Source organism: Archangium gephyra, from assembly GCF_049060025.1.
GTDB lineage: Bacteria > Myxococcota > Myxococcia > Myxococcales > Myxococcaceae > Archangium > Archangium gephyra_A.
Window position 1 is genome coordinate 6,371,787 of sequence record NZ_JBMEQQ010000002.1, and the last position, 24,195, is coordinate 6,395,981.

The 24,195-nt window shown below is 68.6% G+C and carries 17 protein-coding genes; 11 read left to right on the forward strand and 6 right to left on the reverse strand.

The features are described from left to right. Nucleotides 1–6 precede the first annotated feature (6 nt). The 5 genes from ACN28I_RS27605 to ACN28I_RS27625 all read left to right on the forward strand — a co-directional run bounded on the left by ACN28I_RS27605 (nucleotide 7) and on the right by ACN28I_RS27625 (nucleotide 5,912). Nucleotides 7–762, forward strand: a complete 756-nt coding sequence (locus ACN28I_RS27605; protein ID WP_420944918.1) for a MotA/TolQ/ExbB proton channel family protein — start codon at nucleotides 7–9, stop codon at nucleotides 760–762. Continuing rightward, nucleotides 746–1,162, forward strand: a complete 417-nt coding sequence (locus ACN28I_RS27610; RefSeq protein ID WP_420944919.1) for an ExbD/TolR family protein — start codon at nucleotides 746–748, stop codon at nucleotides 1,160–1,162. The genes ACN28I_RS27605 and ACN28I_RS27610 overlap by 17 nt, the downstream gene beginning before the upstream one ends. A gap of 6 nt (nucleotides 1,163–1,168) precedes the next feature. Then, on the forward strand, nucleotides 1,169–1,609 hold the full coding sequence (locus ACN28I_RS27615) for an ExbD/TolR family protein (protein ID WP_420944920.1): 441 nt from the start codon (nucleotides 1,169–1,171) through the stop codon (nucleotides 1,607–1,609). Between the two features lie 161 nt (nucleotides 1,610–1,770). Continuing rightward, entirely contained in the window at nucleotides 1,771–4,530 is a 2,760-nt protein-coding gene (locus ACN28I_RS27620) for a TonB-dependent receptor domain-containing protein (protein ID WP_420948726.1), read from the forward strand. A 23-nt stretch (nucleotides 4,531–4,553) separates the two neighbouring features. Then, a complete protein-coding gene (locus ACN28I_RS27625; RefSeq protein WP_420944921.1) occupies nucleotides 4,554–5,912 on the forward strand; it encodes a hypothetical protein in 1,359 nt (452 codons plus the stop codon). Nucleotides 5,913–6,061: 149 nt separating this feature from the next. Here ACN28I_RS27625 and ACN28I_RS27630 read toward each other — a convergent pair whose 3' ends face one another. Then, nucleotides 6,062–8,056 (reverse strand): ATP-binding protein, encoded by a 1,995-nt coding sequence (locus ACN28I_RS27630; RefSeq protein ID WP_420944922.1) that lies wholly within the window; start codon nucleotides 8,054–8,056, stop codon nucleotides 6,062–6,064. Between the two features lie 169 nt (nucleotides 8,057–8,225). Between ACN28I_RS27630 and ACN28I_RS27635 the strand changes: the two genes are divergently transcribed. Next, nucleotides 8,226–8,987: a glutathione S-transferase family protein gene (locus ACN28I_RS27635; RefSeq protein WP_420944923.1), complete on the forward strand. Its 762-nt coding sequence runs from the start codon at nucleotides 8,226–8,228 to the stop codon at nucleotides 8,985–8,987. A 44-nt stretch (nucleotides 8,988–9,031) separates the two neighbouring features. On the opposite strand, the gene ACN28I_RS27640 is transcribed toward ACN28I_RS27635, so the two are convergent. Beyond that, nucleotides 9,032–9,556, reverse strand: coding sequence for a hypothetical protein (locus ACN28I_RS27640; protein WP_420944924.1), 525 nt, complete (start codon nucleotides 9,554–9,556; stop codon nucleotides 9,032–9,034). A gap of 257 nt (nucleotides 9,557–9,813) precedes the next feature. Between ACN28I_RS27640 and ACN28I_RS27645 the strand changes: the two genes are divergently transcribed. Beyond that, complete coding sequence (locus ACN28I_RS27645) at nucleotides 9,814–10,593, forward strand: hypothetical protein (protein ID WP_420944925.1); 780 nt, start codon at nucleotides 9,814–9,816, stop codon at nucleotides 10,591–10,593. Nucleotides 10,594–10,627: 34 nt separating this feature from the next. Here ACN28I_RS27645 and ACN28I_RS27650 read toward each other — a convergent pair whose 3' ends face one another. Both ACN28I_RS27650 and ACN28I_RS27655 read right to left on the reverse strand, forming a co-directional pair. After that, on the reverse strand, nucleotides 10,628–11,737 hold the full coding sequence (locus ACN28I_RS27650) for a metallophosphoesterase family protein (protein ID WP_420944926.1): 1,110 nt from the start codon (nucleotides 11,735–11,737) through the stop codon (nucleotides 10,628–10,630). Then, nucleotides 11,734–12,876 carry a hypothetical protein gene (locus ACN28I_RS27655; protein ID WP_420944927.1) on the reverse strand — a complete coding sequence of 381 codons (1,143 nt, stop codon included), beginning with the start codon at nucleotides 12,874–12,876 and terminating at the stop codon, nucleotides 11,734–11,736. The genes ACN28I_RS27650 and ACN28I_RS27655 overlap by 4 nt, the downstream gene beginning before the upstream one ends. Nucleotides 12,877–13,060: 184 nt before the next feature. On the opposite strand from ACN28I_RS27655, the gene ACN28I_RS27660 reads away from it, so the two are divergent. The 3 genes from ACN28I_RS27660 to ACN28I_RS27670 all read left to right on the forward strand — a co-directional run bounded on the left by ACN28I_RS27660 (nucleotide 13,061) and on the right by ACN28I_RS27670 (nucleotide 20,178). Continuing rightward, nucleotides 13,061–15,715, forward strand: a complete 2,655-nt coding sequence (locus ACN28I_RS27660; protein WP_420944928.1) for a protein kinase domain-containing protein — start codon at nucleotides 13,061–13,063, stop codon at nucleotides 15,713–15,715. Nucleotides 15,716–16,174: 459 nt separating this feature from the next. Further along, nucleotides 16,175–17,359: a hypothetical protein gene (locus ACN28I_RS27665; RefSeq protein WP_420944929.1), complete on the forward strand. Its 1,185-nt coding sequence runs from the start codon at nucleotides 16,175–16,177 to the stop codon at nucleotides 17,357–17,359. Continuing rightward, nucleotides 17,356–20,178 carry a tetratricopeptide repeat protein gene (locus tag ACN28I_RS27670; protein WP_420944930.1) on the forward strand — a complete coding sequence of 941 codons (2,823 nt, stop codon included), beginning with the start codon at nucleotides 17,356–17,358 and terminating at the stop codon, nucleotides 20,176–20,178. The genes ACN28I_RS27665 and ACN28I_RS27670 overlap by 4 nt, the downstream gene beginning before the upstream one ends. Nucleotides 20,179–20,293: 115 nt before the next feature. Here the strand turns inward: ACN28I_RS27670 and gyrB are convergent, their stop codons facing one another. Together gyrB and ACN28I_RS27680 are read right to left on the reverse strand one after the other, a co-directional pair. Beyond that, nucleotides 20,294–22,747, reverse strand: coding sequence for a DNA topoisomerase (ATP-hydrolyzing) subunit B (gene gyrB, locus ACN28I_RS27675; protein ID WP_420944931.1), 2,454 nt, complete (start codon nucleotides 22,745–22,747; stop codon nucleotides 20,294–20,296). Between the two features lie 125 nt (nucleotides 22,748–22,872). Continuing rightward, complete coding sequence (locus tag ACN28I_RS27680) at nucleotides 22,873–23,331, reverse strand: hypothetical protein (RefSeq protein ID WP_420944932.1); 459 nt, start codon at nucleotides 23,329–23,331, stop codon at nucleotides 22,873–22,875. A 98-nt stretch (nucleotides 23,332–23,429) separates the two neighbouring features. Here ACN28I_RS27680 and ACN28I_RS27685 point away from each other — a divergent pair, with 98 nt between their 5' ends. After that, a complete protein-coding gene (locus tag ACN28I_RS27685; protein ID WP_420944933.1) occupies nucleotides 23,430–24,194 on the forward strand; it encodes a GNAT family N-acetyltransferase in 765 nt (254 codons plus the stop codon). Nucleotide 24,195 lies beyond the last annotated feature (1 nt).

Consider the following 24,195-nt stretch of genomic DNA (forward strand, 5'->3'; position numbering starts at 1 on the left):
CCCCAGATGAACTTCAATCTGATCGAGATCTACCACCACATGGGCTTTTTCGCCCGGTGCATCGCCTACACGCTGGTCGCCTTCGCGCTGGCGTCGATGGTCGTGTTCTTCGAGCGCCTGTTCTACTTCTTCCGCTCGAAGGCGGCGGACCGGAAGTTCGCCGCGCGCGCCGGCAAGCTGCTGGAGTCGCAGCAGCACGAGCAGTTCGTCATCGAGTCCTCGACGGCCAAGGCGAGCAGCCTGGCTAAGTTGCTGGGCGGTGGCGTGAAGACGTACTTGGCCAAGAAGGCGGCGCCGCAGGGCAAGCTGGGCGCGGTGGAGCTGACGCGGAGAGACCTCGAGCGCATCTACGAGCGCGTCACCGCGGACGTGCGCCGGGGCATGAGCGTGCTGGCATCGGTGGGCTCGGTGGCGCCGTTCGTCGGTCTGCTCGGCACGGTGGTGGGCATCATCGAGGCCTTCGCCGGTATCGCGAAGACGGGCTCGGGCGGCCTGGGCGCGGTGTCCGCCGGTATCGCCGAGGCGCTCGTCGTCACGGCGCTCGGCCTGCTGGTGGCCATCCCCGCGGTGCTGATGTTCAACTTCCTCACCACCCGCGCCGACGCGCTCCTGCTGTCGCTGGACCTGGCCCGCAAGGAGTTCATGGACCACCTGGAGGACGTGCACGGCGTGGTGTCCCCCGCGGTGCGCGGTGAGGGCGCGGTGGCCCTGGACGTCGAGCGCGCCACGCGCAAGGAGAGCATCGATGTCCGCCCGGCGTAGCGGTGGGCTCGTGCCCGAGATGAACGTCACGCCGCTGGTGGACGTGGTGCTCGTCCTCCTCATCATCTTCATGGTCGTCACCCCGCAGCTCGAGGCAGGCGCGGCGGTGGACCTCCCGGCGGTGGTGAACCCGGACAAGGGCGAGGACAACTCGCTCACTCCCACCACCGTGAGCCTCACCGCGCAGGGCGCCTTCTTCGTGGACAAGAAGGAGGTGCCGCGGGCCCAGCTCGCCGGGCAGCTCCGCGCCGTCCACACGAAGGACCCCGAGGCCCGCGTGGTGCTCAAGGCCGACCGCGGCGTGCGCTACGCCGAGGTGCGCGGCGTCTTCAAGACGCTGCAGGAGATTGGTTTCCCCGGCATCTCGCTCCAGGTCGTCGACCTGAAGAAGCAGGAGTGAACCGCCATGGCCTTTGATGTCGGTGGTGGCAAGGGCGGTATCCGCCCGGCGATGAACGTGACGCCCCTCGTGGACGTGGTGCTGGTGCTCCTCATCATCTTCATGGTCGTCACCCCGCTGATGACCAAACAGATGTGGATGGACGTGCCCGGCAAGGCGGACGAGCAGACCGAAGTGGCTCCGCCGCCCCCTGGCGCGCTGCCTCCCGTGGTGCTCACCGTCACCAGGACGGGCTCGGTGCAGATCAACCGCGAGGACGTGCCGCGCGACCAGCTCGTGGCCCGGCTGCAGCGGATGATCAACGCGCGCCCGGACAAGATCGTGTTTTTCGATGCGGAGAACGATGTGCCGTACGGCACCGCGATGGAAGTCATGGACCTCGCACGCGGCGGGAATCTCACCGTCGCCGTGGTCCCCGACGCCGTCGCCGAGCCGTCCGCGCCGTGACCTGAAGTCTTCATTCCGGTCTCTCCCTTTTCACCTTCCATCCATTTCGTTGCCACGGGCGTCGCGTTCTCTACGCGCGCTCGCTGGTGAGGAGTCCCGTGTTGTCTCTCCATTCCATTCGCGCCGCACTGGCGGCGCTCGCACTGCTGGCCGCGCCCGTGATGGCCCAGGCGCCCGCCGACGCCACAGAGACCTCCGAGTCCTCGTCCCAGGTTGACGCGGATTCAACCCAGCACCCTCACCCCGACCCTCTCCCGGGGGGAGAGGGAGTGGTGGGCTTCACCGGCATCTACGGCCAGGTCACCGACGCCCAGACGAAGGAGACGCTCATCGAGGCCACGGTGAAGCTCGTCACCGGCGGACAGCAGAGCGTGCTCACCGACATCGACGGCAACTACCGGCTGGCGCTGCCTCCCGGGAAGTATGACCTGCGCGTCTTCTATGACGTCTACGAGGGCCGCCGCATCACCGGCGTCATCGTGGAGCAGGGCAAGGCCACGAAGCTGGACGTGCAGCTCAGCGCCGACGCGGGCGCCGTGCAGGAAGTGGTCGTCGAGGCCCGCGCGGACCGCCGGGCCGAGGGCGCCATCCTCCAGGAGCGCAAGAAGGCCGCCGCGGTGTCCGACGCCATCAGCGCCCAGGAGATCGCCCGCACGCCGGACTCGAGCGCCTCGGACGCGGTGAAGCGCGTGGTGAGTGTCACCGTGGTGGACGGCCGCTTCATGCTGCTGCGCGGCCTCGGTGGCCGCTACTCGGTGACGCTGCTCAACGGCGCGCTGCTGCCCAGCCCCGAGCCGGATGAGCCCTCGGTGCCGTTGGATCTGTTCCCCACCAGCCTGCTCGCCAACCTCAACGTGGTGAAGAGCTACACCAGCGATCTGCCCGGCACCTTCGGCGGCGGCACGCTCCTCATCGAGACCAACACCTACCCCAGCAAGTTCGAGTTCAAGCCGCGCATCACCTTCTCCGGCGACAGCGTCTCCACCTTCCGGCGGCGCAACACGCACCCGGGCAGCTTCCTCGAGTCGCTGAGCTTCGCGGGCCCCGAGCGCCGGCTGCCCGCGGGCCTGCCCCAGGGCGAGCGGATGGGCAGCTCGGCGAGCACCTGGCGGGCCTTCCCCAACGTCTGGTCCGCGCGCCAGACCACCGCGCTGCCCAACATGGGCCTGGGCGCGTCCGTGGGCGACACGCTGCGTTTCGGCAACAGCCGCCTGGGCTACCTGGCCACCGTCAACTACGGGCACAAGGAGAGCGTGCGCGAGTCCGAGTTCGCCCGCGCCGACATGCCCGTGGGCCAGCTCCAGGCGCAGGACGCCACCCGCACCCTCCAGGGCTCCGAGGGCGCCACCCTCAGCGCGCTCGCCAGCGTGGGCTACCAGTTCGACCGCGACAACGAGCTCACCCTCTTCAGCCTCTATACCCGCGGCACGGACAGCACCACCTTCACCTCCCGGGGCGTGAACAACGGGCGCTCGGAGACGTTCGAGAGCACGCGCCTGCAGTTCGTCTCCCGCGCGCTCTCCTTCAACCAGGTGCGCGGCTTCCACCGGCTCAACACCCTGGCCGACGCCGAGCTGGACTGGCAGGCCAACTTCAGCCGCGTGGAGCGCGACGAGCCGGACACGCGTGACACCCTCTACAGCGACGACCTGGGCAACCCCACCGGCACGTTCGCCTTCCCCAACCAACCCAACAGCGGCGAGCGCTTCTTCGGCTCGCTGGGCGAGACCTCCACCGGCGGCAGCGCCAGCCTCACCCTCCCCTTCTCCGGCCTGCGCGTGAAGGCGGGCGGCCTGGCCCAGGTGTCCTTCCGTGACTTCCAGGCCCGCCGCTTCCGCTACCAGCTCACCGACACCCCGGTGGACACCTCGCTGCCCCCCGAGGAGCTGTTCGCCTCCTCCAACCTGGGTACCGGCATCCGCATGCGCGAGACGACGCGCGGCGATGATGCCTACGACGCATACCTCGGAGTCTTCGCCGGCTTCGTGACGGCGGACTACAAGCCCGTGGAGCCCCTGCGCCTGGTGGGTGGCGTGCGCGTGGAGCACTCGCTGCAACAGCTCACCGCCCACAGCCCGTTCGACACCGCGCCCACCGCGAGCACCGACGCGAAGTACCTGGACGTGCTGCCGGCCCTCAACGCCATCTACGCGCTCGGCCCGGACATGAACCTGCGCGCCGGCTACAGCTACACCCTCGCGCGGCCCACCTTCCGCGAGCTGGCCCCGTTCATCTTCTTCGACTTCGTCCGCCGCCGGAACGTCTCCGGCAACCCGGCGCTGCTCGAGACGCGCATCCACAACCTCGACACCCGCCTGGAGTGGTTCGTGGGGGAGAACGAGGTCCTCGCCGCCAGCGTCTTCTACAAGAACTTCCAGAGCCCCATCGAGCGCATCCTCCGCTACTCGGGCGACATGGGCTTCGAGAACGCGGACGGCGCCCACAGCGCCGGCGTGGAGTTGGAGGCCCGCGCGTCGCTCGGCCGCCTCTCGCCCGCGCTCTCCCACTTCCGCGCCGCGGCCAACCTCACCCTCATCCAATCCAGCATCGTCCTCACGGACCCGGAGAAGCTGGGCGCGCAGACGAACAGCCAGCGGCCCATGCAGGGACAGTCGCCCTACGTCATCAACCTCAACCTCGGTTACGACCGCCCCGAGAGCGGCACCGAGGTGGCCCTCCTCTACAACGTCTACGGCCCGCGCATCAGCGAGGTCGGCCTCAATCCCCTGCCGGACGTCTACGAGCAGCCCTTCCACCGCGTGGACCTGTCCGTCAGCCAGAAGCTCGGCAACGGCCTGCAACTCAAGCTCACCGGCTCCAACCTGCTCGGCTCCGCCGTCGTCTTGGAGCAGGGCGGAATCACCCTCCTGAAGTACCGCCCGGGCATCGCCTTCTCCGCGGCGCTCGGCTGGACCCTGTAACCCCCCTCAAAAGGAAGAACACCATGAAGCGGCTCGCTCTCGGCCTCACCCTGGGTACGTCCCTGCTCGCCGGCTGCCCCGGCCCCGTGACGCCGGACACCACGGACGACATCAGCGCCCACATCACCCAGGACACCACCTGGACGGCCGACAAGGTCTACACCCTCAAGGGCTACATCTTCGTGGAGAGCGGCACGCTCACCATCGAGCCGGGCACCACGGTCGTCGGTGAGGAGGGCAGCGCGCTCGTCATCACCCGCGACGCGAAGCTGAACGCGGTGGGCACGGCCGCGAAGCCCATCGTCTTCACCAGCGCGAAGCCCGAGGGCGAGCGTGCCGCGGGTGACTGGGGCGGCGTGGTGCTGCTGGGCAAGGCCCGCATCAACGTCGCGGGTGGCAGCAACACCGTCGAGGGCTTCTTCGCCACCAGCGGCGACGAGCGCACGAAGTACGGCGGCGAGGACGACGCCCACGACTGCGGCAAGCTGAAGTACGCCCGCATCGAGTTCGCCGGGTACGAGCTGGCCGAGGACAACGAGCTCAACGGCCTGACCACGGGCGCGTGCGGCTCGGCCACGGAGATCGACTACGTGCAGGTGCACAAGGGCGCCGACGACGGCGTGGAGATGTTCGGCGGTACCGCCAACCTCAAGCACATCGTCATCAGCTCGCCGGACGACGACGGCCTGGACTATGACCTGGGCTACAGCGGCAAGGTGCAGTTCCTGGTGGTGCAGCAGAACGACAGGGTGGGCAACCGCGCCATCGAGGCCAGCGGCAACAAGACCACCCACACGGCCACCCCGCGCTCGGTGCCGGAGATCTGGAACGCCACCTTCCTCGGCTCCAACCGGGCCCCGGCCACCACGGGCACCAAGCAGGAGGGCCTGGTGTTCAACACCGGCGCCGGCATCAAGCTGAACAACGCCATCGTCGCCCACTTCGCCGACAAGGCGGTGGACGTGGACGGCGCGGCCTCGGCGCAGCTCTCCGAGTCCGGCAACCTCTCCATCCGCAACACCCTCTTCTGGCAGAACAAGGGCAACACCACGTCCATCGACTACTCGGCCAACCCGGTGAAGGACGCCGCGGGCAACACCACCAACGCGGACGCCACCCGGCTGACCGACGGCTCCATCTACAAGGAGCCGGAGCAGCTCCTCGCCACGGTCAACGACAACCAGGTGGTGGATCCGATGCTGAGCGCCGCGGTGAACGCCAAGACGCCCAACTTCAAGCCGGCGGCCGAGTCGCAGGCGCTCCTCACCTCCAGCGCCGCCACGCCTCCGGCGGATGGCTTCTTCGACGCCAGCGCGCAGTTCATCGGCGCGGTGGGCAGCGTGGACTGGACGGCCGGCTGGACGGCGTACCCGGAGAACTGAGCCTCACCGCCGTACGAGCAATGCCGCACCTGGAGCTGCCTCCCGGGTGCGGCCCATCGCCCGGAGGTGCGTTCTTCTGACGGAGGGGGCTCCGGGAGAAGACGTGCCTCCGGGCGGTGTCTTGTCGGGAGTGGTCCTCTCCGGCCCGCTCACTCCCGGGCCGTCTTCAGCGGCAGCTCCACGGTGAAGGTCGAGCCCCGCTCCGGCTGGCTCTCCACGCGGATGCTGCCCTCCATGGCCTCGACGATCTGCTTGGAGATGAAGAGCCCCAACCCCAGGCCGCCGTAGTGCCGCTCCGACACCGCGCGCCCGAAGCGGGAGAACAGGCGCGGCACATCCCCGGGGGCGATGCCGATGCCCTCGTCCTCCACCGTCAGCCGGGCCTGTCCGCCCTCCACCTGCACGCGCACGTGGATGGGCTTGCCCGCGCCGTACTTGGCCGCGTTGGAGAGCAGGTTGACGAGCACCTGATCCAACCGCAACGGATCCCAATACCCGTGCACCGGCGGCGTGGCGGGGAAGTCCACCCCGCACCCGGCCTGGGCGAACACCTCGGAGAGCCGCTCCATCACCTCGCGCAGCAGGTGGGTGAGCTCCATCTCCACGGGCTCGAGCCCCAACCGGCCCGCGCTGATGCGGCTCACGTCCAGCAGGCTGTCCACGAGCGAGGAGAGCCGCTCCACCTGGCTCACCGCCTTGGGGAGCCTCGCGCCCACGGAGGCCCGGCACTCCGGCGTGAGGAACTTGCCGATGAGCGCGTGCTGCAGCTTGAGCGAGGTGAGCGGCGTCTTCAGCTCGTGGCTCGCGACGGAGAGGAACTCGTCCCGCAGGCCCACCGCCTGCCGGGCCTCCTCGTAGAGCCGGAGATTCTCCAGCGCCATGCCCACCCGGGCGGCCAGCTCCTCCGCGAGCGCCAGGTCCTCCTCGTCGAAGCGCCGCTGGGGGCCACACGCCGCGAGGATCATCATCCCGTGCACCTTCCCGCCCGCCCGCATCGGCACGGTCATCACCGAGTGCGCATCCAACGTGTTCATCACCGCCAGGTGCTCGGAGCTGACGGCGTAGCGCTGGCGGACGTCCAGGGTGAACTCCCGGATGAGGGCCGATCTCCCGGTGTGCACGCCGTCCAGCAACGGGCTCGTCCCCTGGGTCCTGGGCACGAAGCGCCGGGCCTCCTGGACGAGCAGCTCCTTGGACGGCTCCCGGTGTGCCGCGGCCACGCGCGGCAGGCGACCGTCCGCTCGCGACACGCCGATGATGCAGTAGGTGCAGATGGAGGAGGCGGCGAGCCGGGCCACCCGCTCGAGGATCTCCTCCGCCCGGTCCAGGCGCCCCGCGAGCAGGCGGCTGGCCTCCGAGAGGAATCGGGCGCTGGCCTCGGCCCGCTTGCGCTGGGTGATGTCCAGCACCGTGCCGCTGAAGCGGCGGAACTGGCCCTGCTCATCGAACCAGGCGCGCCCCTGGGCGGAGAGCCACCGCTCGACCCCATCCTGGATGCCGATGACGCGGTACTCGATGCTGTAGCCCCCACCACTCTCCGGGCGCTGCGCCCGCTGGATGACCTGCTGCGTGCGCTCCTTGTCCTCGGGGTGGATGATGGAATGGAAGGTCTCGCAGTCCATCCGGAAGTCCGGCGAGGCGCCGAAGAGCTCCTTGGCGCGGTCGTCACACAGGAACTCACCGGTGGCTGGATTGTAGTCCCAGGTGCCGATGGCGGCCGAGGCCAGGGACATCCGCAGCCGCTCCTCGCTCACCTGGAGGGCCTCGTGTGCGAACCTCGGCTCGGGCACCTCCTCGAGGTACAGGCAGAGACCCACCACCCGCCCGCCGTCATGGAGGGGATGGCAGCTCACCCGGCCCCACTCCAGCTCGATACGGGAAAGGGGCTGGCCCGTCGCGAGGACCTGCTCGATGCGCCAGAGGATGTCCCGCGTGGCCTCGCCGGGCGGGAGCACGTCGGCCAGGCGGATGCCCGGCCAGGCCCGGGTACGCAGGCCGTGCAGCCCGGCCAGGGCCCGGTTGAAGCGGACGAGCTGGAGTTCCCGGTCCACGAGGGCAATCCCGATAGGGGCGTTCCAGAGCACCTCCAGCGGGACCGCTTCCAGGTCGAGCCGCGCGGCCGGCGCTTCCATCGACCCATTCATTCCGGTGCTCCTTTTTCCATCTGTACCCCCAGCCGGTAACAGCCACCGGCCCGGTACGAATGCCCTCCCCGCCCCTCGTCCGCCCGGGCACGGAGCCACCTCCCTCGGGCTCACTCCCGGAGTCCAGGCGGCCCGAGGAGCGGGCGCTCGGGTCTGCTAGGCTCGAACCATGAGCCGCCCCAGCTTCGTCGCCGCCTGGTTCTCCCCGTGGTCGGAGCGGGCCCGCTTCGCGCTCGACCACCACCGCATCGACTACCGGGAAGAAGCGTACGTCCCGATGCTGGGTGAGCCGCTGCTGCGGCTGCGCACCCGGGTGTTCCGGGGGCCCCTGTCCGTGCCCGTGCTCTTCCACGACGGGCGCGTCCTCCGCGACTCGGTGGAGATCGCCCGGTACGCGGACGAGCTGGGCACGGGCGCGCCGCTGTTCCCCGCGAGCGAGGGGGCGGAGATTGCCCGGTACGTGGAGCTCGCCACCGGGCTGATGGAAGCGGCGCGCGCGCTGAGTGTGTCCCGGATGGCCCAGGACGAGACGCTGCAGTTCGAGAACCTGCCTCCGTCCGTGCCCGCCCCGCTGCGCCCGGTGTTCGCCAGGCTGGGAACGGCGTTCATGACCCGGAAGTACCGCCTGGACACGCGCGACCCGGAGCGGGATCGCGCGACGATCCGGCGGAACCTCGAACGGCTCCGGACGGAGCTGCGGGGGCGCGACACGCTGCTCTCCGGCTTCACCTTCGCGGACATCGCCGTGGCCGTCTCGCTGACCATGGTGCGGCCGGTGGAGCACCCCCTCATCCCCCTCGGCCCCGGGATGCGCGCCGCGTTCACCGAACCAGGGCTGGCCGAGGAGTTCGGGGATCTCCTCGCGTGGAGGGACAAGCTCTACGCCGAGCGCCGGTCCGTGAAGGGCGCGGCGAGTGCGGCCGCGGCCTGACGGAGAACGAGGAGGGGCGGACCGGCGCTTCCGGCCGCCAGGACTCAGGCCGCCGCGGGACGGGCGGCCACGGGCGCGGTCTCGGCCGACTCGATGGCGGCGGTGACGGCCTCGGGCGAGCTCCCATCGGCGAACAGCGGGGCGCTCGGACGGGACTTCGGCGGACGGCCCCGGCGCTTCGGCGCCGACTCGTCGCTCTGCGCGGGAGCCTCGGCGGCCACGCCACCGTCCGCACGCACCACCTTGCGGCCCGCCCTCGGCAGGCTGATGGCCTCCAGCTTCGTGCTCAGCTCCGCGTCCTCCTCGGCGAACACCCGCGCGTACGCCAGCGCCCGCTGCCCCTTCTGCACCAGCGCCTCCTGGCCCTCGGCCAGCACCTGGCGCGCCGCCTCCAGCGCCGCCTGCGCCTGGGCCACCGCCTCGGCCTGCGCCCTCACCCGGCTCGCCGCCTCCTCCAACACCTCCGCGTCCACGTCCGGGAACTTCACCTCGGACAGCTCCGTGGAGAACACCTCGAGCAGCGCCCTCATCGCGGGCGAGATGGGATCGTTTTCGTTCGCGTCGAACATGGGCTGGGACTCCCCTCCAACGTGCTGCGTGGGCCCCTCATGTGCACAGATGTTCAGTGCCTTTTCAAGGGGGTCCTCTCCGAGGCCGATTTACCGGCCCCGCGCCGTGTTCACGCCCCTTCACCCCAGCGACGCGAGGCCCGGATGACTCCCGACATGTGGGCGGAGGACCCTACATCTCCGGTCTCATCGGGCTCCGGCGCGGGGAGGTAGAATCGCGGGGGGAGCCCGCGCGAACGAGCCCTGGGGGAGAGCCCATGCAGCCAGAGACGTTGGAGTTGCTCGCGGATACGGCGCAGTACGGTGCCGTGGCGCTCATCGGTGCATTCATCGGAATTGGCGAGCTCGTCTCCCGCTACAAGGATGACCCCTACGAGGCCATCACCAACCGCCACGCCATCACCTACACGCTGCTCAACGTCCTGGCCTCGACGCTGGCGCTGCTCGCGCTCAAGACGATGAACCCGGCGGACGCCGAGGGGGTGCTCCTGGGCGAGGGGCCGGCCTCGTCGCGGGTCGGGTACACGCTGCTCGCCGGGTTTGGCGCCATGGGGCTCTTGCGCTCCTCGGCCTTCAACATGCGCGTGGGCAACGAGGACATCGCCATCGGCCCCAGCGCGCTGTTGCAGGTCATGCTCTCCGCGACGGACCGCGCCGTGGACCGGGCTCGCGCCAGGGTTCGCGCCGAGATGATGGCCAGGACCATGGACAGGGTCCCGTTCGAGCAGATCGAGGAGTCCCTGCCGCAGCTCGCCTTCGCGATGATGCAGAACGTGTCGGAGCAGGAGAAGCAGGACTTCGCCCATGTGCTCTCCGCGCTCCGGGAGAAGAAGATGGACACGGTGGCCAAGAGCATCAGCCTGGGGCTCTCGCTCAGCAACATCGTGGGACAGGGCGTGGTGGACGACGCCGTGACGGCGCTGCGCAAGACCCTGGCCGCGGCGGGAGACCCCCGCTTCACCGCCGCCCTGGTACCGGCCACGCCCACGGCCCCGGAGGCCCAGGAGGCGCCGGTGCCTCCCGCCGAGCCGAAGTAGGGCCGCGCGCGCGGCCCCGTGCGTCCCAGGTGTCTCAGTCCACGCGCACCAGCGACACGGTGCGCACGCCCTGGGCCGGGTCCACCTCCACCGCGAGGAAGTGCCGCCCCACGCCGTCGAACTGCTCGGGGATGGCGCCGCCGCCGCCCGAGATGAAGGACGGAATGCCCGCGTTGGAGAACGAGTAGTACGAGTGCACGTGGCCGTAGAGGGTGAGGTCCAGCTTCCCGTTGGCCAGCTTCGCCAGCAGGGCCGCCGCCTCGTTGCGGCTCGCGAAGGCGCCGTTGCGCACGCCGATGGGGTCCACGATGGGGATGTGCGTGCCCAGGATGTGCACCGACTCGCGCCCCGCCGCCAGCCACCCGTCCAGCATCTCCTCTGCCTTCGGGTCCAACGAGCCGTTGGCCGAGTCGATCATCGTGAAGTGCACGCCGTGGAAGGTGAAGTGCAGGTTCCCCCGGCCGAAATACTCGTGGTAGCTCGCGTCCGGGGCGTAGGTCTCGTGGTTGCCCAGCGTGGCGAACAGGGGGATGTGCGACTCCAGCAGGCGGGACTGGAACTCCTCCAACTGCTCCACGGAGCCCCGCTGCGTCAGGTCTCCCGAGAAGTAGATGAAGCGCAGCGTGGGGTCCGCGTTGATGCGGCGGTAGATGTCCCCCACGCGAGGCAGGGCCTCCTGCACGTCCGCCAGCGCCGCGAAGCGGAAGGGCATGGGCTGGTCCCACAGCGGGGGCGCCACCGTCAGCCGCGCCTCCGCGCCCGCCGGTACCCGCACCTTCCACATCTTCACGGTGGGCAGCGGCCCCTGGGGCAGGGCCTCCACCAGGATCGGCTCGCTCCCCACCACCGCCGAGAGCTCCGCCTCCCGCATGGCGTTGCGCACCACCACCGTCCACTCCTCGGTGGCTCCTGCCGAGGACATCGCGCGCACGTGGAAGGCCGGCGCCGAGCCCCACAGCGTCAGCGTGCCAGGCTCCACCTTGCGCACCACCGCCAGCCCGTCCTCCACGGTGAAGGCGACGCCGTTGGCGTCCACCTGCCCCACCCGCAGGTCCTTCAGGGCGCGCTCCTCGGCCGGCCGCATGCTGCAGCCCGCGGCCAGCAGCGCGAGCACGGCGGCTCCCCGGCGAATGTTCCTCCTCACGGCTCACCTCCCAACGCGTAGACGAGTGACACCCGGCCCACCAGCGCCGAGCCCGCCTGGAAATCCGCGGACACACCCCACCGCTCCGTGAGGAACATGCGCCCGCGCAGCCCCACGAATCCCGGCACCCCTCCGCCCGCCTTGATGCCGCCCGGGAAGTCGTCCTTGCGGTGGTCGTAATAGAGGAGCGCCTCGCCCCGGAAGGGCCCACCGCGTCCCAGGTAGACGCCGTACCCGAAGGTGAAGAGGAGCTGCTCGAAGAGGATGTCATCCACCGGGCCCGTGTAGAGGTAGCCCTGCATGGCGAAGCCCACGCCCATCTCCGCGAAGGAGCCGGCCATGCGCGGGCTGAAGCGCGCCATGTCGTAGCGGCCCCGGAGGAAGAGCTCGCCACCGGCCAGGGTGAAGTCCTCGGAGGGGTAGCGGTGCGCGATGGCGGCGGCCTCCAGGTCCAGCGCCGTGCCGTCCGCGCCCGCGCGCGCGCCCTCGGGGGCCCCCATCAGCCGGTACCCTCCGCCCACGCGCACGCGCAGGTTGCCCTCGTCCGGAGACAGCTTCGCCCCGGCCTCCAGGCGCACGCGCTCCAGCCGCGCCAGCGCGCCCACCGAGACGAAGTTCCGGTAGTCGAAGGCCGGGTCCGCCACGTGCTGGTAGCCCACCTCCAGCTCGAGCGGGGGCAGCCGCCGCGCCACCTCGCCTGGGGGGAAGGCGGGCGACACGGCCCCGTACAGGTTGGCCAGCGTGGAGATGGAGAGGAGGCCCACCCCGGTCAGCGTCACCGCGTAGAGCGGGCCGATGACGCGGCGCGAGGCCCCGGACATGGCGATGGGCACGCCCCCGGCGATCAGCAGCCCGAGGCCCGAGCCCTCCAGGAGGAAGTGCCGTCCCGCCGTCCGGGTGTCCCCCGCGACGAGCGGCCCCAGCCCATGCAGCAGCAGGCCGGGCACCACCGAGACGGCCGCGGGCAGCGCCTCGAAGCGGGGCCGGAGGGGCTCCCCCCCCGGGGCCCCGGGCTCCACCTCCACCCGGGAGGGAGCGGCCACGAGGGGGACGTCCACCGCCCCCTGCCCCTCGGACACCTGGGCCTGCACTCCGCCCGGCAGCACCGCCAGGGCGAGCACCCACAGTCGCACCATCATTGAAACTCCTTCTTCTTCACGGGCGGTCCGGCCCTTCCGCCCCGTCCGGGCGGCCACCGGGCCGGGGCTCAGGATAAAACGTTGACGGGTGGATTCGCAGCCTGTCCGCGGAGGTAGGAAAGAAAGCCACCGGGGGCCCCCCCCTATCGGGACTTTTGGACGAAGCGGGGTATGCTCGCGCGTCGTGGCCGCCAACGAAGCCCGGGAGTTTGGCAAGTACGAATTGGTCTCGAAGCTCGCCGCGGGCGGGATGGCCATCACCTATCGCGCGCGCATGAAGGGCGCCGCGGGGGTGACCAAGCCAGTGGTCATCAAGCAGATCCTCCCGCACTTCGCCGACGAGCCCGATTTCGTGGAGATGTTCGTCAGCGAGGCACGCGTGGCCGCGGGGCTCACCCACGGCAACATCGCCCAGGTCTTCGATTTCGGAGAGATCGACGGCCAGTACTTCCTGGCCATGGAGTTCGTGCACGGCCAGACGCTGTCCAAGCTGCTGCGCCGGGCGCAGAAGACCGGACTGCCGGGCCTGCCCATGCCGCTGGCGCTGTTCGTCGCCACGCAGATGTGTGACGGGCTGGACTACGCGCACCGGCACATCGGCGAGGACGGCCGGCCCATGGGGCTCGTCCACCGCGACGTGTCGCCGGACAACGTGCTCATCTCCTACGAGGGCCAGGTCAAGGTCATCGACTTCGGCATCGCCAAGGCGACGAGCGTCGTGGAGGCGCGCACCTCGCCCGGCACGCTCAAGGGCAAGTACCCGTACTTCTCCACCGAGCAGGCCCGGGGCGCGCAGGACCTGGACGCGCGCTCGGACATCTTCGCCGTGGGCGTGGTGCTCTACGAGATGCTGTGCGGCCGGCGCCCCTACGAGGGGAAGCTCGCCGCGGTGCTGCCGCGCATCCTCGAGGGCGACTACCCGCCGCCCTCTTCCTACAATCCCGCCATCGGCCCGGACCTGGAAGCGGTGATGTCCACCGCGATGGCGTTGGACCGGGAGCAGCGCTACCCCACCGCGCAGGCCTTCTCCGAGGCGCTGCGTGAGCAGCTCTACTCGGGCTGGCCGCGCTTCTCGCCGGCGATGCTGTCACAGCTCCTGGGCCACCTCTTCGCCGAGGAGCTCGCCGCCGAGGGCCGCCGGGTGGAGGTGACGCCCGCCTTCCTGGAGCAGCTCGCCGCGTGGCAGGCCCAGCCCGTCAGCGAGCCGATGGGTGCCCAGGCGCGTGCGCCGGGCTCGTCCAATGGACGGTCCCCCACCAACTCCGACATGCGCGCCGTGCAGTCGAGGCCCGGCAGTGACGGGGGCCGGCCGGGGAGCAACGCGGGCAGCCGTCCCGGCCCGAGGCCCACCACCAACAGCGGGCGGCCCTCCAGCAGCGCGGGCGCGCGCACCGTCAGCTCGGCCTCCGGGCGCCGGGTGACGTCGAACGTGGGCGCGACGCGCATCCAGGCTCCCGCGACCATGGCCGCCCCGCCCCGGCTGGAGGGGGAGGAGCCCGACACCGCCACCAACGTGAGCGCCGCGAAGAGCGCCACCGAGGGGGCACACGACACCCCCGTCGAGGTGCCGGCCGTCACGGTGACCACGAAGCCGGCCGTGCCGGACTACCTGCGCCCCGTGCTCGAGGCCCGGGAGCGTGAGGCCGAGGAGCGCGCCGAGCGGCGCCAGCGGCTGGTGATGCTCATCAGCGTGCCCATCTTCGGCATCGCCCTGCTGCTGGGCACCCTCCACTACTTCCTCTCTGACAGGGATGAGGGCGTGCCGGTGGGCGCGCAGTGGATCGCCTCCAGGCCGACAGGCGCCTCGGTGAAGATCAACGGCAGGGACGTGCCCGGCACCACGCCGCTCGTCGTGCCGAACGTCCCCCTCCACGAGACCCACACCCTCGTCCTCACCCTGCCCGGCTACCGGCCCTGGACGAAGCGCTTCACCCTCACCGACGCGAACCCGCCGCAGCTCCAGGCGGACCTCGAGCGCCTGGAGCCCGAGCCCGCCGTCCAGGAGCCGCCGCCCACCGCGGCCGTGCCCGCCGCGGAAGGCACGGAGACCGAGGGGCCGGAGGGCTCCAGCGACCCCGGCGCCGCGCCGCTGCCGCAGGATCTCAAGAAGTTCAACGAGGTGGAGTACCCGACGCGGGTCTTCGTCCTGCGCACCCAGTACAACGCCTTCCCGGTGGAGAAGTACGCCACGGCGTCGATCGACCTGAACTCCGGGGCGAGCTACTCCGTCAGCGCCACCGGCAGCGCCCTGCTGGGCGACGGACGGGCGAGCGCGGAGAACACGCTGGCCTGGTTCGCCGAGGGCGAGAACGTGCCGGTGGACGACTCCTTCGGGGTGATCGGCGCTTCGCCGCGCACCTTCAAGGGCGTGCGCAAGCTGCACTTCTTCATGCTGGACGATGACGTGGCGGACAACGCGGGGGCGATGCGGGTGACCCTGCGCCAGTCCAAGTGGGTGGCGCCGCGCCATCTCACCTTTGATCCGGGCAAGAACGCGCTGGTGCTCGAGCCCCAGCACCAACTGGCGCTGAGCGGGCTCAACCCGAACGCCCTCTACCTGCTCACCGTGCGCGACGACTTCGCGGAGCTGCGCTCGGGCGGCACGGGCCGTACACGTCGGGTGTTGTGCGCGGAGAGCAGCAAGAAGACCGGCCGGCGCAACCACCGGCTGCTGGAGGCGGGCAAGCGCTACCAGATGACGGGCACGGACACCCTGCGCTGCACCTTCCCGGACACGAAGGTGGAGGACAACGCGGGAGCGCTCGAGGTGGACATCGTGGATGTCACGGTGATGTCCCGCCGGGAACGCGCGGCGGCGCTGCGTGGCTCTTCTCGTTGACCACAAAACACATTCGGGTTAAAGAAGCCGGGCGGACGATCAGGCGTTAGCCGATTCCTTCGTCCCTCCCTTTCGTACCCCCCAACCGGGCACCCACCACCTCCGCTCCCATGTCGGAGGGGATGAGTACCCTGTTTGCATGGGGCCCACACGGTGTGGGCCTGGGAAATACAACAAGTTCCTTCCGTAAGGGCCCATGGGGGCCGCAGCGGTTCCGCGGCCCAGCTCAACAAGGACGGGAAAGGCAAGTGGGCGCGGAGCCGATTTCGGCACCGGGCCCATTGGTCTTTTTGGGGTCCTGGGAACGCCCGACAACTCCAATCCCCTCCTCGGAATCTGCCCCTGCAACAATCCTCATCCTGGAGGACAGGGAATCAACAGAACCTGCTCCAGTCATACGACGGAATTGACGTACGACTAAATTGACGTACGTTCCAGGGCGCGCTAGAAATGCCGCCCATGAAGCCATTGGTGGTGAACCCGGGGGGGCGGCTGGGAGTCGACGACATCGTCGGCCGCGAGCAGGAAATCCGTCGATACTGGAGGATTCTAGAGCGGCAAGGGCTCGTTCTGGGGGCAGAGCGCCGCCTCGGCAAGACCCACCTCGTGCTCAAGATGCACGAGACCGGACGGGACGGCTTCGCCACGTTCTACCAGGACTTGGAGGCGGTCCATGGCCTTACCGAGCTTGTCCGCGCGCTCTACCGTGCCGTGGATCACCAGCTCTCTGGGCTAAAGCGGGCGAAGAGGAAGGCCGTCGATCTCTGGAGCACAGTGTTGCCCAAGAAGTTGGGCAACCTGGACCTGCCCGAGGCCCGGAGCAACTGGAAGGGGCTGCTCACCGAGGCAGTGAGCGATGTGCTCGAAGCAGTCGGGCCAGACGAAAAGGTCGTGCTGATCTGGGACGAGCTGCCGTTGATGCTGCACAACCTCCACAAGCGCGAGGGGGCGGATAGCGTCATCCAGTTGCTCGATCTGCTCCGAAGCCTGCGCCAGCAGCACGGCGCGCGCCTGCGGTTCCTCTTCACCGGCTCCATCGGGCTGCACCTCGTGCTCCGGATGCTGCGGGTGGCGGGGAACGCCAACGATCCAGTCAACGACATGCACCTGGAGACGGTTCCCCCCATGGCCGAACCGGAGGCCATCGAACTGGCCTCTCGACTGCTCTGGGGTCTCGAGCATCCACCCTCCGAGATCGAGACGCTCGCGCGGCACCTCCACCAAGCCATCGGAGGTTTCCCCTATTACATCCATCACGTCGTCGATCGTCTCGGTGAACTGGGTCGGCCGCCCTCGGCCTCCGACATCACCGCAGGCGCCGAGGCCCTGGTGTGTGCGGATGACGATCCGGCCCACCTCGCCTACTACCTCCAGCGGATCTCCACCTATTACGGGCCAGAGGAGGCGCGCCTGTCACTGCTCGTGCTGGACGCGGTAGCCTCGCAAGAGGGTGCGACGACGATGGAGAACCTGATCAACCTCGCGCGCCACACGCTTCCAGAGGTGCGAGAGGAGCAGGTCCGCGAGACGTGCCTGCTGCTGCGGCGCGACCACTACCTCACGCTCGACCAGCGCGACGACGTGATGGTCCATGACTTCCGCTGGAATGTCGTCAAGCGCTGGTGGAGGAAGAACCGCCTATGACACGTGGACTCGTCACGACCTCCCGCTACAGCCCCGGCAACATGTCGGGACGGGCGCTCGAGCAGCTCTTCGTGGGCCGGGATGCCTTGATGAAGGACATCCTCAAGCGCATCACCGCTTCAGCCACGCGCAAGGAGAAGCACTACATCCTCCTCGTGGGCCCGCGGGGAATGGGGAAGACCCACTTCGTCTCGCTCGCTGCTCACAAACTGAACAGCGACCCCGCCTACGCCAATGCACGCGCGCGGCTGAAGATTGCCTATCTGAACGAAGAGGAGTGGGGAGTCGCCTCGTTCCTGGATCTGCTGGTGAGAATCCTCCGCGCCCTCCAGGCGCAGGAGGGAACACCAAGTCTCTCGGCAGCGCTCGATCGCATCTACGAGGCTTTCAAACAGAGCCCGGCGGCAGCACTGCAAGCCGCCGAGTCGCTCCTCATCGAGCATGTCCGGGGAAGCACGCTCCTGCTCATCTGCGAGAACCTGTCCGACCTGTTCGAAGGCCTGGAGGACGAGGGACAGAAGCGCTGGCGCGCCTTCATCCAGGAGCACCCCTTCTGGACCATCCTGGCCACCACTCCGGCGCTGTTCTCGGGGGTGCGGCTCCAGAGCTCGCCGTTCTACAACTTCTTCACCATCAAGTCGCTGGAGCGACTGGACTTCGACACGGCGACGGAACTGCTGCGTCAGAAGGCACTGCTGGAAGGACGCACTGGACTGGCGGACTTCCTGCTGACGCCCACTGGGCGGGCGCGGGTTCGGGCCATCCACCACCTGGCCGGCGGCAATCATCGCGTCTACGTCATCCTCTCCGACTTTCTGGACGAGGAGTCGCTCGAGGAGCTCATCGGGCCCTTCATGCGCATGGCCGATGACCTGACGCCTTATTACCAGGACCGTATGCGGCAGCTCACGCCTCAGCAGCGGAAGATCATCGAACTGCTGTGCCAGGAAGCAAAGCCGATCATCGTCAAGGACCTGGCCATGCGGTGCCTGATCTCCCCGCAGGTCGCGGCCAAGCAACTCGGCGAGTTGGCGAAGCTCCAGTTCGTGCTCAGCACCAAAGTGGGGCGCGAGTCGTACTACGAGTTGGCCGAACCGCTGATGCGCATCTGTGTGGATATCAAAGACAACCGCACGGATCACTTCAAGCTCTTCGTCGAGTTTCTGAGGTACTGGTTCTCGGGGCGGGAGCTGCGGACGAAGCTCGATCTCCTGAGACAGGTCGAGCCGGAAGCCCGGCGCTTCGATCGGCTGCACCTCACTGCCGCGCTCCAAGATTTTGCACAGGATCCGCGAGAGCCCTTCCTGGAGCACTTGAATGCCGAGGCTCAGCGGTGCTTCGCGGAGAAGGATTACCAGGGCTTGGTGGATGCGCTGCCTCGGCTCCTGCAGGAGCGGCCATCTCCCTACTACTACCATCTGCTGGCCTTAGCACTGGATGGTCTAGAGCAATTCGAAGACGCCCTCAAAGTGGCAAGAGAAGGAACAGCAAAATACCCGGATGAGGGAAGCATACACCTGGATGCCGCAAAAGCATTGGTGCGCCTTGAAAACTTTGAGGAGGCATTGGTTTCTGGGGCGCGCGCCCTCGCAATCAAGCCAGACGAGCCACTGGTCATCAATGCGTATGCCGCCTTGCTAGACTTGAACGGACGCGATGAACTGGCAACCGAACATCTCATGCGGGCATCACGCTTGGCCTCCACGAACCGAGACACGATAGCAATCATTGCGCAAAGCGCGTACAACATACGCAGATACGCGGATGCCGAGCAGGCATATCGGATGTATCTAGAATTGGCTCCGGACGAGCCCCAGGCTCTTCGCGGACTACTCCTTTCCCTGTATAAACAAGACAAAAACACTGAGGTCGTTTCCCTGGCAGACTCGGCCCCAGAAAGACTTGTGGGTGACCCAGTCGCACTTGCGACCTATGGACAGTCTCTGGCGCATGTGGGAAGGCATGGTGATGCACTCATCCAATTGGACAAGGCAATAGAGTCCAACCCTGAAGATGTGTGGGCTCATGTTTTCAAGTCGATTGCCCTCTTCGCCTTGGATCGACGCGAAGAAGCGGCGGAGGCTGGGTTGAAGGTGCTAGGCCTGAATCCAAATGAGCGCACCATCGGGTTCGTCTTGAACATCTTGCTCCAGTTTGGGCAGCCATCGAAGGTTCTTTCCTGGATTGATGACTTCGAAAAGAAGGAGGGAAAGACGACCCCTTTCAGTAAGCAGCGTGCAAGCGCACTGCTTCGGCTCTCCCGATACAAGGAAGCCCTGACGGCTGCTGAAGGCGCCCGACAGAAAGCCCCCGAGGACGCGGAGGTCGCGCTCTTGGAGGTCCAGGCCTTGGCTGGAAGCGCGGGCTTCGGGGCGGCCATGTCCATGCTCGACCAATCGCTGGAGGGAGTGGCGAAGTCCATGGAGTCGGACTCCATTGCCACAACGCTCCGCAACGTCCTGTCCATCGAGCAGCATCTCCGCGGTGTGATGGCGATGGCGCGGCAGGTTCCGCAACTCCGGACGGTGCTCGACAAGCACCAGCGGAGCGCCCTCATGCCCGCAGTCCTGTCCGAGCTTCTCGACGAGTGCCTCGAAGAAGACCTGCTCGCGGACGATGCGTGGACGAAGGCGCTTCCCCTACTTGAGGAGGCGCTCGCGGACAGGCCCGAGTGCCGCATTCCCCTCGGCATGCTGTCAGTGGCGGCACGCTACCAACAAAGCGGCGACAGGAGCGTCCTACTCGAACTGCCGTTGGAGCAGCGCAGTCTGCTGCTGGAGAAGTTGGGGGCAGAGGACGAGGCAACGCCCTCCGCGTAAAACAAGGCTGCTCGCGGGCGCGACCTTCGCGTCCCGAGCAGCCCAGTAGCAAAAGACCCTCACCCTGGCCCTCTCCCAGAGGGAGAGGGGATTCACACGGTGAGGGCCTGCTGGCTCAGATGTCCAGGTTCTGCACGTCCAGGGCGTTGCGCTCGATGAACTCGCGCCGGGGCTCGACGGCCTCGCCCATGAGCAGCGAGAAGATCTCGTCGCTCTCCACGGCGTCCTCGATGCGCACCTGCAGCAGCGTGCGGGTGACCGGGTTCATCGTGGTGTCCCAGAGCTGCTCCGGGTTCATCTCGCCCAGACCCTTGTAGCGCTGCAGGCCCAGGCCCTTCTGCGCGTCCTTGCGCACCGCGGCCAGCACCTCCTGCACCGAGAGCGCCACCACCTCGCCATCGCCCACCTTCACCCGGTAGGGCGCCTTGCCCAGCGAGGCGAACGCCTCGCGCAGGCCCACCAGCTCCAGGTACTCGGGCGACGACAGGAAGCCGTGGTCGAACACCGTCTGGCGCATACCGCCGTTGATGTCCGTCTTCACCACCAGCTTGCGCGTGTGGTGCTCGGGGTCCACCGGGTAGGAGACCTCGAAGCGGCCCAGCGTGTCCGGCATGCGCGCCTTCAGGTACTCCACCATCTTCTCCACCTGCGCGCGCAGCGCCGCCTCGTCCGTCAGCAGGCCCGCGTCCACCCGGCCCGCCTGCACCAGCGCGTCCACCACCCGGGCGTCCCGCCGCGCCGCCAGCTTCTCCAGGCGCTCCTCGTACGTAATCACCTTCTCCAGCAGCCCGCGCAGCTCCGAGCCGCCCAGCTCCCCACCCGCCGTCACCACCCGCGAGTGCTCCGAGGCGATGCGCAGCAGGTAGTCGTTCAGCCCGCGCTCGTCCTTCACGTACATGTCCTTCTTGTTGCGCGTGACTTTGTAGAGCGGAGGCTGCGCGATGTAGAGGTAGCCGTTCTGGATGAGCTCCGGCATCTGCCGGTAGAAGAACGTGAGCAGCAGCGTGCGGATGTGGCTGCCGTCCACGTCGGCGTCCGTCATCAGGATGATGCGGTGGTAGCGCGCCTTCTCCGGGTTGTAGTCCTCGCGGCCAATGCCCGTGCCCAGCGCGGTAATCAGCGTCACGATCTCCGCGCTCGTGAGCATCTTCTCGAAGCGCGCCTTCTCGACGTTGAGAATCTTGCCGCGCAGCGGGAGGATGGCCTGGTTGCGCCGGTCCCGGCCCTGCTTGGCCGAGCCGCCTGCGGAGTCACCCTCGACGATGTAGAGCTCGCTCTCGCTGGGGTCGCGGCTCTGGCAGTCGGCGAGCTTGCCCGGCAGCGAGCCACCGTCCAGCACGCCCTTGCGCCGCACCGTCTCGCGAGCCTTGCGGGCGGCGATACGAGCCCGCGTCGCATCGCCAATCTTCGCGACGATCTTCTTGCTGACGCTGGGGTTCTCCTCGAGGAAGGTGGCGAGCTGATCATTCACCATCTGCTCGACGAGGCCCTTCACCTCGCTGTTGCCCAGCTTCGTCTTCGTCTGCCCCTCGAACTGGGGGTTGGACAGCTTGACGGAGATGACGGCGGCGAGCCCCTCGCGCGCGTCCTCGCCCGTGGGCGTCTCCTTCAGGTCCTTCCACTGCCCGCTCTTCTCGGCGTAGCTGTTGAGCGTGCGCGTGAGCGCGGCCTTGAAGCCGGACAGGTGGCTGCCACCCTCGTGGGTGTTGATGTTGTTGGCGAAGGTGAAGATGCGCTCGTCGTAGCCGTCGTTCCACTGCAGGGCGATCTCCAGCGACACGCCTTCCTTCTCCGTGCGGAAGTGGATGGGCTTGTCGTTGAGCGCCTGCTTCGCCTTGTTGATGTACTCGACGAAGGAGACGATGCCGCCGTCGAACTTGAAGTCGTGCTCCTTGCCCACCCGCATGTCACGGATGATGATGCGCAGGCCGGCGTTGAGGAACGCGAGCTCGCGCATGCGCTGGCTGAGCGTGTCGAAGTTGAAGTCCACCGTCTCCATCACGGTGGTGTCCGGCTTGAACCAGATCTGCGTGCCGCGCTTGTCCGTCTCGCCGACGACGGCCGGGGCGCCATCGGACACGCCGCGCGAGTACGACTGCTCGTACACCTTGCCGCTGCGCTGCACGCGGACCTTGAACCACTCGGAGAGGAAGTTGACGCAGGTGACGCCCACGCCGTGCAGGCCGCCGGACACCTTGTAGGCACCGTTGCCGAACTTGCTGCCGGCGTGCAGCTCCGTGAGCACCACCTCGAGGGTGTCCTTGCCCTTGAACTTGGGGTCCGGGTGCGGCCCCACGGGAATGCCTCGGCCGTTGTCCTGGACGGAGAGCGAACCGTCCACGTGGATGACGACCTCGATGTCGGTGCAGTGGCCCGCCAGGGCCTCATCGACGGAGTTGTCCACCACCTCGTAGACGAGCTTGTGCAGCCCGTACGTCATGGTGTCGCCGATGTACATGCCGGGGCGCTTGCGGACGGCCTCCAGGCCCTCCAGCTTCGTGATGGCACCGGTGTCGTAATCCGCGGGCGGCGGCGTGGCAGCGGCGCCGGGGGCGGGGATGTTTTCCATGCGCGAAAAATCCTTGGGAAATCGCTTGGCGGGAACAGGTGTGCCTACCACTTCGAGGCACCCTGGACAAGAGTGTTGAGAACACGCAAGGCAGCGAAAAGATTCACGAAATGCCTCACGCGACGCTACGCGTCAAAACGCGGGGCGGGCTTCCTTTCTTCCAGTGCGGCCGCCAGCTCGCTGAAGGCCGTCCGAGAGGGGAAGAGATGGCGCGTCACCAGCACCCGGCCCCCCTCGTCCAGGAACAATCCGAGCACGTCTTCCTTGCGTCCGAGCCGTCGCACGGAGTCGATCTGCCCCCAGGAGAGTTGGAGCTGGCTGCCGGTGAAGGGACGGGCCAGTGCGACGCCCCTGGCACTCAATGTAACGCCCCACCCGGGCCGGGGCCGCAGCCTGTGCCAGGCGAAGACGAAGGCGAGCATCAGCCCACCGGTAATGCCCGCCCGGGCCACGGCCAGGGGAGCGTTTCCCACCGCCCGTGCATCCGCCAGCGCCCAGGCGCTGAGAATGGCGAGCACGCATGCGCCCACGAAGAGCGCACGGCGGATGGGACGGGGATCGAAGGCGTAGAAGCGGGGCTCCATGCGAGCCTCACCACCCTAGCCTCCCGGGCGGCCGGCCGGGGATTTTCCGTACGCCCGTTGTCCACCGGCGAGCGCCTGGAGCGCCTACCCTGCCGCTCATGACGGACGCTGAGCTCACCACGCGCCTGCGCACCAACCTCCACGCCTTCAAGGCCCTCCAGGCCCAGGGTGGGCCGTTGCGGATGAGGGACCTGCCCGGAGTCCGGGCCTTCGCCCTGCCGGGCCGCGCCGCCAACCTCTTCCAGCAGCAGGTGGTGTACTCGGACGCGCGCGCGCTCGCCGAGGCGCTCGGGCCGCTGGAGGCGTGGTACCGCGAGCTGGGCGTGCGGGCCTGGCGCGTGCCCGTGTACCCCGGAGACACCGCCGCGGAGGCCGTGCTGGCCCGCGCCGGACACCGGCCCGAGGACGCCATCCCCGCCATGGGCCTCCCCCTGGCCCATCCACCGCCCCAACTGCCCCCGGGCACCACGCTCGAGCACCCGGAGGACCTGCACGAGGTGCTGAAGCTCAACGCGCTCTGCTACGGCCAGGAGCACGTGGACTACTTCGAGAGCTGGCGCCCCCAGCTCCAGACCTCCGCCCCGCTGTACGCCGTGCTGGTGCGCCGGGGAGGCCGGGCGCTCGCCGGAGGCGTCTCGTTCGAGCAGGGCGGCACCGCCGGCATCTACCTGGTGGCCACCCACCCCGAGGCGCGCCGCCAGGGACTGGCCGGCCTCGTCATGCGGGGGCTGCACGCGGACGCACGCGCCCGCGGCTGCACCGTCGCCGTCCTGCAGGCCTCGCCCCTGGGTCATGGCCTCTACCAGCGGCTCGGCTACCGGGACGCGGGGGCGTGGACGAGCTGGGTGCGCCGCGACGGCTGAG